The organism is Duncaniella sp. (assembly GCF_029054785.1).
In the GTDB taxonomy this organism is placed as follows: Bacteria; Bacteroidota; Bacteroidia; order Bacteroidales; family Muribaculaceae; genus Duncaniella.
The window spans coordinates 1-12055 of the sequence record NZ_JAIDEN010000178.1 but is presented as its reverse complement, the minus strand read 5'-3'; the positions used below and the strand labels follow the sequence as shown (position 1 = coordinate 12055).

The following is a 12055-nucleotide window of genomic DNA, read 5'->3' as shown; positions in this document are numbered from 1 at the left end:
CGTTTATAAGCCGAGGTTGAGGCTGAATACGAAGTTGGGGTTCTCCTTGCCGCCGAGCAGGTAGTGGGCCTTGCTGTCCATGGCGATTGTGGCCACGTTCTCTACCGACACTCTGAACTTCACAAGTTTGAAAGCAGCTTTGCGGCTGAGCTGTGAAGGCAGGATGTAGGATACGCCGATGTCACGGATGCGGATGTTTGACGCATCGTAGATGAACAGGTCGGAGTAGCTGTAAAGCGAGCTGCGGTAGGAGTTGTAATTGTCAGTATTGTTGGAGAAAAGCAGGCGGGGCACATCGGTGTGTGCTTCGTCGCCCGGTTTGGTCCAGGCCTTCATGATGTCCTTGCTTGTGGATGTGATTCGGCCGGATGTCATCGAGATGTTCGGAGTAAGGGTGTCGCGCAGTTTATGACCGAAAGCGAAGGTGATCATTGCCGAGAATTCGAAGTCTTTCCACTTCACCACGTTGGAGAACGAACCGCTGTGCGGAGGTACTGTTGTTCCGCAGTAGACGATGGCGTCCACGTCGCGGATATCCTCGGTGGTCACGTTTCCTTCGGCGTCATAGATCTGAGGTTCGCCATCAGGGCTTACGCCTGCCCAGCGGTAGGCATAAATGCCGTTGTAGGGGTTGCCGACTGTGGGATAGGATGTGGGGAATGTGAGTCGCGAATTGTAGAGGGTAGGTTCGATTGAGATGCTCTTGACCTTGTTGTGGTTGAGCGCATAGAGCAGAGTGGATGTCCAGGTGAGATTCTTGTTGCGGATGATCTGGCCTGACAGTCTGAGTTCGAAGCCCTGGTTGTTCATGGCGCCGTTGTTGGTGGTCAGCGTGTTGAAGCCGAAGCCCTGGGTTGGCGAGCCGTTGATGAGGGCAAGCAGGTCGGTACTCTTCTTGTGGTAGTAATCGATGCTACCCCACAGGCGGTTGCGCAGAAGGTCGAAGTCTACACCGACGTTGATTGTGCGGGTTTTCTCCCAGCGGATATCCTTGTTTGGGGGAGCGATGACCATGCCGACTGTGCCGAATGCGCCTGAAAGATATTGCGCGGTGAGATATGGAGCCGTGTTACGGCCGATGTTACCTCCGATACCGTAGGAAGCGCGGAGCTGAAGGTTGTTCATCCACCACAGCTGGCTGAGGAAGGCTTCGCGGTTCATGTTCCAGCTTGCGCCGACTGACCAGATGGGTTTGTTCTGATATTTGGAGCTGGTGCCCCAGAGGTTCGAACGGTCCCAGCGGAGGCTTCCGGTGATGTTGTACTTGTCGGCCAGAGAGTAGGAGGCATTTCCGTAGAACGACACGAAGCGGTTGGTGATCTCGTGCATCGACTCCATGTTGGACATGTTGAGCTGTGCGGCGCCGAGAATGCCCGACATATAGGCGAGGGTTTTCTGGTTGAAGGGCTGCCAGGTGAGCAGTTCGGGATCATAGCCGAAGTAGGTGTTGTCGGTATAGGTGATGCGGTTTTCACGCACTTCCTGACCGATGAACACGAGCAGGTTGTGGAGATCGTTCAGACGATAGTTGAAGTTGAGCTGATGGCGGAAGTCATAGCCGCGCGATTTCATTGATGTGCGGTACATCATGTCCCCTTCGGGAAGATTGTAGAGCAGCTTTCCGGAATAGGAGTCTCTGGTGACAAAGTTGTTCAGAAGGCTGGTCACATTGTAGCTGTTGCGCTTCTGGAGATAATCGGTGTCAGTGTTGCCGGTTTCGTACTGGAACTGCGCGTCATAGGTGAGCCATGATGTGAGGTTGAATCTCAGCTTTGCAAACATGCGGGTGTCGAGGCTCTTGGCCTTTGAGACTCCGTAGCCGAGTTCGTCCATCGGGACAAGAACTTCAGGCACCATGCCGTTCTGAGCGATTGTCTCGCGGCGTGAGGCGTTGCTTGGTGAGGGAGCGGCGATGTAAGAGCCGTCGTTTGCAACGAGTCCGTCGTATGGAAGGAAGTTGAAGCCGGGATTGAGCAGGTCGTATTTCTGGAGATTTTCGCGGCCATATTTGATGTAGGCGCCGATGTCGGCTGTAAGCCAGCTGGCGAGCTTCATCTGGTCGGTGATGTTGATGCCGAGCGAGTGGTCGCCGTGGTTGACATCTTCATAGTTGTGTTTCCAGTATGTGGCCGAAGCGTTGAAGCTGTTGCGGTCGGATGACTGGGCCACACGCAGGTTGTACTGCTGGTGGAAGGGGTTGCGCTTGCCGTATTCCTTCACCTGGTCATAATAGTTGTAGCCGAGTGAGGCGAGCGAATTGAGGCGAGCATTGCCCTCGTCCATGGAAATGGCGCCGGTGTACATGTCAAGCAGCGTGTTGACACCCATGCTCGGCACTGCGCCGAGACGCAGGTCGTCGGCCACCTTGGCGGCGGAGGCACCTCCGGCAAGCAGTTCGGGATACTGGGCAGCCCAGGCGCGTTCCAGTGCGATCACATCGGCTGCATTGGTGCGGTTGCTGACATAATCGGAGTATTTCTGCGTGGTGAGCGTGGCCGAGAAGCTGATCTCACGGCCCTGCTGGGCTTTCTTTGTAGTGATGACGATGACGCCGTTGGCGGCTCGCGCACCGTAGATTGAAGCTGCGGCGGCATCTTTCAGCACCGTAACGCTCTCGATATCCTCCGGGTTGAGGTCGGGCATGTTTTCGGTGGTCGAGCCTACGCGGTTCATCGAGGTGTTTTCAACCGGAAATCCGTCGATGACCACAAGCGGGTTGGCGATGGCGTTCATTGTGGTGATACCGCGGATCTTGCCGTCGACATAGCCTGCGATATTGCCTTCAAGGATGTCCTCAAGATTGTCCATGCGCCGCAGTTGAAGGCTCTCTCCTGAAATTTTCTGGAAGGAGCCTGTCGACTGGGCTTTTGAGATTGAGGAATAACCGGTGACCATCACTTCGTCGAGCATGGTCTCGTTGTCGTAGAGGGTCACATTATATGTCCCCGATTTGCTGACTGTCACCTTTGCCGGATTCTTGCCGATGTAGGTGAATTCAATGATGCTGCCGGAGGGGACCTTGATCAGATATGCACCGTCGATGTCGGTCACAACCACATTGTTGGATCCGGTCTGAGTGACTGTTACGCCGGGGAGAGGTTCGCCGTCGACATCGGCTACGATGCCTTTGGCTTCAGCTGTGCCTGAGGATGCCTGAGCATAGGCTGGAATCACCCCCCCTAAAAGTATTGCCATGATACATAGCGCGTTACGTATCACGGAATTCCATGCAGGAAAGAAAGTATTGTTTGAATTGAACATAAAACTGAGTGATAAGTGGTTATTCCATAAGTTTGCGGTAGCGGCGGCGTGGCGGTTCTTTGCCATCGTTGTGGGCTTTTTTGAACTCTTCGTAGTCAGAGTAGGAACCTTCATAGAAGATGACATTGCCGTCTCCTTCAAACGAGAGGATGTGGGTGCAGATGCGGTCGAGGAACCAGCGGTCGTGGCTGACGACAACGGCACAGCCAGCAAAGTCCTCAAGACCTTCTTCGAGCGCGCGCAGGGTGTTGACGTCGATGTCGTTGGTAGGTTCGTCGAGCAGGATCACGTTGCCTTCCTCTTTCAGGGCCATCGCCAGGTGCAGACGGTTGCGTTCGCCGCCGGAGAGCACTCCGATCTTCTTTTCCTGGTCGGCGCCGGTGAAGTTGAAGCGTGAGAGATAGGCGCGGGCGTTGACGTCGCGGCCTCCCATACGGAAGCTCTCGACACCCTGCGAGATCACTTCATAGACGCTCTTTTCGGGCAGCAGATCGTGGTGGGTCTGGTCGACATAGGCGATCTTCACGGTTTCGCCGACTTCGAATGATCCGGCATCAGGAGTCTCCTGGCCCATGATCAGGCGGAAGAGGGTGGTCTTGCCGGCGCCGTTGGGACCGATCACTCCGACAATGCCTCCCTGGGGAAGCGAGAAGCTGAGATCCTTGAAAAGCTGCTTCTTGCCGAAGGCTTTCGAGAAGCCCTGCACGTCGATGACCTTGCTGCCCAGACGGGGTCCGTTGGGGATGAAGATCTCAAGGCGTTCTTCTCTTTCCTTCTGGTCTTCGTTGAGCAGGCGGTCGTAGCTCGACAGACGGGCCTTGCCCTTGGCCTGACGCGCTTTCGGTGCCATGCGCACCCATTCCAGCTCGCGTTCGAGAGTCTTGCGGCGCTTGCTTGCCTGCTTTTCTTCCTGAGCCATGCGTTTGGTCTTCTGGTCGAGCCATGACGAGTAGTTTCCTTTCCAGGGAATTCCCTCGCCGCGGTCGAGTTCGAGGATCCATCCGGCCACGTGGTCAAGGAAGTAGCGGTCGTGGGTGATGGCGATCACTGTGCCCGGATACTGCTGGAGATGCTGTTCGAGCCAGTCGATCGACTCGGCGTCGAGGTGGTTGGTAGGCTCGTCGAGCAGCAGGATGTCGGGCTGCTGGAGCAGCAGACGGCAGAGAGCCACACGGCGGCGTTCGCCTCCGGAAAGAGTGGTCACATTCTGGTCATCGGGTGGGCACTGGAGGGCATCCATCGCACGTTCGAGCTTGGAGTCGATGTTCCAGGCGTCGGCGGCGTCGAGTTTGTCCTGAAGTTCGGCCTGGCGGGCGAGAAGGGCATCCATCTTGTCAGGATCTTCCAGCACGTCGGGGTCGCCGAACGATTCATTGACCTTGTCGAACTCGGCGAGCAGGTCCATGATCGGCTGCACACCCTCGCGGACAACTTCAATGACCGTCTTTTCGGGGTCGAGCTGAGGGTCCTGTTCGAGATAGCCCACGGAATAGCCGGGAGAGAACACCACTTCGCCCTGATAGCTCTTGTCGATGCCGGCGATGATTTTCAGCAGTGATGACTTACCGGAACCGTTCAGACCGATGATGCCGATCTTGGCGCCGTAGAAGAAGGAAAGATAGATGTTTTTCAACACCTGTTTCTGGGGAGGGTAGGTCTTTGAGACTCCTACCATCGAGAATATTACTTTTTTGTCGTCAGCCATGATTGGATGGTTGTTGATAAGTAGCTTTTCGTATTAAAAATGTGATAATGGGAACGCGGACGGCCTCTTCGGTCAGCGCTTTCTTGGGGCGCATTTCGCGGGATAGTCACAGCGGATTTTTCCGGCGATGATGTTGTTGAGTTTCCCTTTGATCAGCTGCTTGCGGATCATTGAGATGTGGTCGATGTAGAGCTTGCCTTCGAGGTGGTCGCACTCGTGCTGGACGATGCGGGCCAGGAAGCCGGTGATCACTTCTTCGTGGGGCTCGAAATTCTCGTCGACCCAGCGCAGGCGGATGTTTTCCACACGGCTGACGTTTTCCGAGAGTCCCGGCAGGCTCAGACAGCCCTCGCCGCGGCTGACTGCTTCGCCGTCGAGCACTTCGACCTCAGGGTTGATGAGCACGAATTTGCGGCCCTCGCATTCGGGGAAAGAGTCTTTGACAGGATCGGCGTCGATCACCACGATTCTGTCCGAGCGTCCGATCTGGGGCGCCGCGAGGCCTACGCCTTCGCTTGCATACATGGTGGTGAACATGTTTTCCACGAGCTCTTTCAGCTCAGGATAGTCTTGGCCTACCGGCGCCGCGGTCTTGCGGAGCACAGGATGGCCGTAAAGATAGACGGGTAAACGCATTTCTTTGGTATATTCAGTTTCTTGTTTCGTTGAATCTTGATTTCAGGAGCGCGGAAATCTCCGTTTTTTAACAATTGTCTTTTAACAATTTCGGATGTTTTCAGCAACCAATTAGTTCAGACATGGCTCGTTGCAGGTTCAGAGTCGCTTTGATTCGAGATAGCCGTTGAGGATGATGACGGCAGCCATGCGGTCGATCGCCCCTTTGTCACGGCGGTCACTCTTTTTCACTCCGGCATCAAGCATCGCGCGGTGGGCCAGGGTGGAGGTGAAGCGCTCGTCGAAAAATTTGATCTCTACTCCGGGGATTTCCTTTCGCAGGCGGTTGATGGCCGGAGTGATGTAACGCATTGATTCCGAGGGTTCGCCGCTGAGAGTCTTGGGAAGGCCGACAATGATCTCATCGATAGGCTCGCGCCCGATATAGGCCTTCAGATATGGGATCAGCCCGGCTGACGGCACAGTGTCAAGCGCCGTTGCCACGATCTGCAACACATCGGTCACAGCCAGTCCGCAGCGTTTGCGGCCATAGTCGATAGCAAGTAATCGTCCCATAATGCCTGCAAAGATAGTAAAAATATTTACATTTGCACCACAAATTTAAGAACCATGAATTATAATCGCATCTTATCGGAGATTGCTGCTGAAGTGGCCCCATTGCGCGCTGTCGGACGGCAGGCCTCATATATTCCGGCTCTTGCGAGAGTCAACCCCGACCGTTTCGGCATCTGCCTGCTCACTGCCGGTGGAGAGGAAGCCGAACTCGGCGATGTCGGCGAGCGTTTTTCAATCCAGAGTGTCACGAAGGTTTTCTCGCTGACAATGGCGTTGTCGCTGAGAGGCGAAGCTCTCTGGCAGAGGGTCGACAAGGAGCCTTCAGGATCGGCTTTCAATTCTCTGATCCAGCTTGAACTCGATCATGGGATTCCGCGCAATCCGTTCATCAATGCCGGTGCTATCGTGGTGGCCGACGTTTTGCTGTCAGAACTTGAAAATCCGGAGGCTGACTATCTTGAATTTGTGAGGCTTATATCCGGAGATCCCACCGTTGACTATAACCGGGAGGTTGCAGATTCCGAGCGTGTCACGGGCTATCTCAACGCCGCCATAGCCAACATGCTCAAATATTACGGCAATCTGACCAACGATATCGAGGATGTACTTCACTTCTATTTCATGCAATGTTCGGTCGAGATGGACTGCCGTCAGCTGGCGCGTGCCTTCCTCCCCTTTGCCGACCGCAAAAAGGAATTTTCATTCGGCAGCGTCAGGCTGACCTATTCGCAGGTCAAACGGATCAATGCCATCATGCAGACCTGCGGGTTCTACAACGATGCCGGCGAATATTCCTATCTTGTCGGACTGCCGGGCAAAAGCGGTGTCGGCGGAGGCATAGCCGCTGTCTACCCCGGACGCTATGCGGTTGCTACGTGGAGTCCCCGTCTCAACGAAAAAGGCAACTCCGTCATGGGCATGAAAGCCCTTGAGCTGCTGACCACCTACACCAGTGAATCCATATTCTGACCAACAGAGCCCATATCGCATCTTTTTTCAGTGCGAAAAATTGGCGGGCAGGGAGAAAGTCGCGGTGAAAAATTGATAATGAAGGGAAATTTTCGTAAGTTTGCAACTCCATATATCATACTTACTTATCACATTTATTCCTTACTTTATTTAGAAATGAAACATCGCATACTATTCACACTCGCACTTGGTGCAGCCGCTACCGGCGCATCACTGGCAGATGAGGTGCTGAAATCTCCTGACGGCGACATCGCACTGACGTTTGAGATCCGCAACGGACGTCCGACCTATTTTGTCGACTTCAAAGGCCGACAGGTCATCGCTCCTTCGGGCCTCGGCTTTGATCTGTCAAGCGAATCGGGACGCAACAGTTTCGAGCATCAGGGCAAGAAGGCCGCTGCCGACGCCCTTTCGCTCAAAGACGGCTTTGAGCTGGTCAAGACCGAGCGTGACAGCGTCGATTCGACCTGGGAACCTGTCTGGGGCGAGGAGACTCAGATCAGAGACCATTACAACGAAATGGCCGTCACTCTCCGACAGCCGGACTTCGACCGCACGATGACGGTCCGTTTCCGTGCCTATGACGACGGCATCGGATTCCGCTATGAATTCCCCGAACAGCCCAATCTGAACTACTTTGTCATTGCCGAAGAGGCCACGGAGTTCGCCATGACCGGCGACCATACGGCCTACTGGATTCCGGGTGATTATGACACGCAGGAATACAACTACACCAAGTCGCGCCTGAGCGAGATCCGCTCTCTCTTCCCCTCGAAGATCAATCCCGACAACGCCTCGACCACACCCTTCTCTCCGACCGGAGTGCAGACTGCTCTCCAGCTCAAGACCGACGACGGCGTATATCTCAACATCCATGAGGCTGCGACTGTCGACTATCCGACAATGCACCTCAATCTCAACGACACCACCATGACTTTCAGCTCATGGCTGACGCCTGACGCCCAGGGCCGCAAGGGCTACATGCAGACCCCGACCAAAAGCCCCTGGCGCTCGGTGATGATCGTCGATGACGCACGTGACATCCTCGCCTCGCGTCTGATCTACAACCTCAACGATCCGACCTCCTATGAGGACACCTCCTGGATCAAGCCGGTCAAATATATAGGAGTCTGGTGGGAGATGATCTCAGGTGCCGGATCCTGGAACTACACCGACGATGTCTATTCGGTCAAACTCGGCGAGACCGATTACACCAGGACCCGCCCCAACGGACGCCACAGCGCCAACACCGCCAAAGTCAAGCGCTACATCGATTTCGCCGCCGAACACGGTTTTGACCAGGTGCTCGTCGAGGGCTGGAACCAGGGCTGGGAAGACTGGTTCGGCCAGTCGAAGGACTATGTGTTTGACTTCGTGACCCCTTATCCCGACTTCGATCTGAAATATCTCAACGACTATGCCCGTTCGAAGGGTGTGCGCCTGATGATGCACCACGAGACCTCGGCCTCTGTCCGCAACTACGAGCGCCATCTCGACGAGGCATATAAACTCATGAATGACTACGGCTACAATGCTGTCAAGAGCGGCTATGTCGGCAACATCATCCCCCGTGGCGAATATCACTACTCGCAGTGGCTCAACAACCACTATCTCTACGCCGTGCGCAAAGCCGCCGACCACAAGATCATGGTCAACGCCCATGAGGCGACCCGCCCGACAGGCCTTGCGCGCACCTATCCCAACCTGATCGGCAATGAAAGCGCCCGCGGCACCGAATATCAGGCGATGGGCGGCAACGAGAAATGGCACACCTCGATTCTCCCCTTCACCCGTCTCCAGGGAGGTCCGATGGACTATACTCCCGGCATTTTCGAATTCGACCTCTCAACCTTCACCCCAGGCAACAACTCGAAGATCGCTTCGACCATTCCCGGCCAGCTGGCTCTCTATGTCACAATGTACAGCCCGCTCCAGATGGCGGCGGATCTTCCTGAACACTACGAGAAGCACATGGATGCCTTCCAGTTCATCAAGGATGTGCCCGTAGAGTGGGAGCGCTCGGTCTATCTCGAAGCCGAACCGATGGACTATGTGACCGTGGCCCGCAAAGACAAGAACTCTGATGAATGGTATGTAGGCTCGACTGCCGGGACCGCCGACCGTAAGAGCACCATCTCCCTTTCGTTCCTTGATCCGGGCCGCAAATACGAGGCCACTATCTATGCCGAGGCCCCTGACGCCAATACCGTCGACGGCCAGACCCGCTACACCATAAGCCGCAAAAAAGTCACCTCGAAGTCAAAACTGACTCTCGGCGCCATTGCCGGAGGAGGCTACGCGATCTCGATAAAACCGATTGACTGACTTCCGGCTTGCCTGAAGCCGTCAATTGCCAAATATACCATATAAGTAATGAAAAGATCTCTATTGCTACTCGCCATTGCTGCCGTAGCCGCAGCATCGGCCGATGCCAGGACTCTCACTCCTGCCGAGGCATTCGCCCGTGCCGCAAATCTTCCGCAGGCTTCAGGCACAAGCCGCGGCCATGCCGTCCCGACCCCTGTGATGACAGTTGGCGAGGCCCAGTCGCCGTCTCTTTATGTGTTCACTCAGAATGATACATCTGGCTATCTGATTGTCTCGGCTGACGATGTGGCCGCGCCGATTCTCGGTTACAGCGACTCAGGCTCTTTCGACCCTGAAAACATGTCGCCCGCCATGCGCTGGTGGCTCGACGAGTACAGTGCTCAGATCCGTGCTGCTTCAGCTCAGAACGCAGGAGCCTATCAGGCTGTGGTTCGTGAGTCCCGTGCTCCCATCAGCCCACTGCTGGGAACCAAATGGGATCAGGGGGAGCCGTACAACAAGTACTGTCCTGCCTATAAGGAGGGTAGCAAGAGCTATGAGACTTATACCGGTTGTGTGGCCACTGCGATGGCTCAGGTGATGAAATACCACCGTTGGCCTGAAAAGGCATCTTCTTCGGCTGTATTCAGCTATGAATGGGAGGGACAGGGAACCCTCAAAGCCGACTTCAGGAATTTTGCCTTTGACTGGGGCAATATGCTTCCGTCCTATTCTTCATCGTACACCGTAGCCCAGGCCGATGCAGTGGCTAAACTCATGCAGGCCTGCGGCTATTCGGTCAAGATGGACTACGGACCGTATGCTTCAGGAGCTTCTTCGACTGCCGTAGGCGGTGCGCTGGTGAAATATTTCGGCTATGACGGCGGTCTCCGCAACGAAGTCCGCCAGAGTTATACGCTTGCCGCTTGGGAAGACCTGGTCTACAACAGTCTGAAAAATGACGGCCCGGTTCTCTATTCCGGCAGTAACAGCGAGGGTGGCCACTGCTTTGTATGCGACGGCTATAAGCCTGACGGCTATTTCCACATCAACTGGGGATGGTCCGGAATGAGCGACGGTTACTTCCTGCTCAATGCCCTCGACCCTGACCAGCAGGGAGCCGGCGGCAGCACCGCAGGCTATAACAGCGGTCAGGAAGTCCTGATCGGCATCCGTCCGGCCACATCGTCGACAACTGTCACAGATGTGAAATTTGTCGCGATCGGCGTTGTCTCAGGTGAAATCAGCGGATCAAATCTTGTGATTTACGGTGACTTTGCCAACTACTCGATCAACACTGTGTCGGGAGTTATCGGTTTTCGCATCACTGATCTTAATGGGAAGGAGATCAAAACCGTAAACCGTTATAATGTCACCGACTTTTCCCCCGGCTTATATTATCCGTCTCTGTCATGCCCTCTGTCCACCCTGGGGGTTGCCAATGGATCTTACAGGATCTACCCGGTTTTTAAGATCGGCTCCACAGTCCATCCCTTCCAGGCTTCGATCTCGCAGCCCGGCTATGTGATCCTGACCCGCTCAGGATCGTCATACACGGTGACAACGCCGACCATTGGAGACTATACCGTCACAGGTCTTTCTGTCGGTCCGACACTTTATGTCAGCAATTCCTTCATGGCCAAAGGCACAGCGAAATTCTCTGAAAACATGGAGGCCAATATGCCGATCTACGGACTTCTGCTCAATCAGTCGGGACGGATTCTGGGCCACGGTGTAGAGCTGAACCAGGAATTTTCTGTCTCAGGCGAGCCGTTTGAATACTTCAGCAGCTGGTTTGTTGACTCATCGGATAATAATCTGACATTGGCGGCAGGCTCCTATAAATTCGCTATGGGCTACAAGTCCGGATCTTCCTACAAGCTTGTCTCGGATATGATCGACGTTACCGTGAAGGCCAATCCGGGTACACCGAAACTTAAGATCACCAACTGGACAATCGGGAATGCCAATGCTGTCGATCCTGACAATGTAGTGATCAATATGACTGTGACGTGTCAGTCCGGATACCTTGCGGGCAATCTGTTCGCGGTTTTCTTCGGCGAAGGTTCGCAGTATGCCGACGCGCAGTTGAACTCGCCGATAGTAGTTCTGAGTGCCGGACAGACGGCTGATGTCGTTATCAAAGGCTCTCTGACCGGATTTGCCACAGGCGAGAAAGTTGATGTCGGCATCTATTATGGTTATGATCTGGTTTCCGATACATACAAGAAAATCACCGTCGGCGAGCGCAGCGGCATTGCCGGAGTGATAGCCGACGGTGCCGGTGCGATCAGCGCATCGCCGAATCCTACCGCTGACTTCACTCTCATATCAGCTCTGGCAGAGATCCGCCGTGTCGATCTTTTCAGCTTCGGCGGACAGCAGACCGGCGCCCCGGCTGAGATTGACGGCGCGACTGCACGTCTTGACCTTTCGGCACTTCCCTCAGGGCTATATATAGCGAGAGTAGTGACCGCCGCAGGGGTTCAGGCAGTGAAGATAATCAGAAAATAAGACGGCAGATTCAGCCCCCGCTGAATCGGTCTGCGTCTTTGCATAATTAAGAAGGCACCATTGGAAGCGATCAGCTTCCAATGGTGCCTTCTTAACAGTGGTAAAATA

General features: G+C 54.8%; 7 protein-coding genes. 3 read left to right on the top strand and 4 right to left on the bottom strand.

Translation table 11 applies throughout. From position 1 onward, the window contains the following. Positions 1-3: 3 nt before the first annotated feature. From K2H17_RS10775 to ruvX, 4 genes are all read right to left on the bottom strand, one after another. Positions 4-3195, bottom strand: a complete 3192-nt coding sequence (locus K2H17_RS10775) for a SusC/RagA family TonB-linked outer membrane protein (RefSeq protein WP_300134652.1) — start codon at positions 3193-3195, stop codon at positions 4-6. 85 nt (positions 3196-3280) lie between these two features. Further along, the gene (gene ettA / locus K2H17_RS10770) at positions 3281-4966 is read right to left on the bottom strand and encodes an energy-dependent translational throttle protein EttA (RefSeq protein WP_300134650.1); all 1686 of its coding nucleotides are present in this window, start codon (positions 4964-4966) and stop codon (positions 3281-3283) included. A 72-nt stretch (positions 4967-5038) separates the two neighbouring features. Further along, entirely contained in the window at positions 5039-5602 is a 564-nt protein-coding gene (gene def, locus K2H17_RS10765) for a peptide deformylase (RefSeq protein ID WP_300134648.1), read from the bottom strand. Positions 5603-5740: 138 nt separating this feature from the next. Then, entirely contained in the window at positions 5741-6157 is a 417-nt protein-coding gene (gene ruvX / locus K2H17_RS10760; RefSeq protein WP_300134646.1) for a Holliday junction resolvase RuvX, read from the bottom strand. A gap of 54 nt (positions 6158-6211) precedes the next feature. Between ruvX and K2H17_RS10755 the strand changes: the two genes are divergently transcribed. The 3 genes from K2H17_RS10755 (at position 6212) to K2H17_RS10745 (ending at position 11947) form a co-directional block, all read left to right on the top strand. Beyond that, positions 6212-7126: a glutaminase gene (locus K2H17_RS10755; RefSeq protein ID WP_300134644.1), complete on the top strand. Its 915-nt coding sequence runs from the start codon at positions 6212-6214 to the stop codon at positions 7124-7126. A gap of 156 nt (positions 7127-7282) precedes the next feature. Further along, positions 7283-9451 (top strand): glycoside hydrolase family 97 protein, encoded by a 2169-nt coding sequence (locus tag K2H17_RS10750; protein ID WP_300134642.1) that lies wholly within the window; start codon positions 7283-7285, stop codon positions 9449-9451. Positions 9452-9499: 48 nt separating this feature from the next. Then, positions 9500-11947 carry a thiol protease/hemagglutinin PrtT gene (locus tag K2H17_RS10745; protein ID WP_300134640.1) on the top strand — a complete coding sequence of 816 codons (2448 nt, stop codon included), beginning with the start codon at positions 9500-9502 and terminating at the stop codon, positions 11945-11947. The last annotated feature ends 108 nt before the right edge of the window (positions 11948-12055 follow it).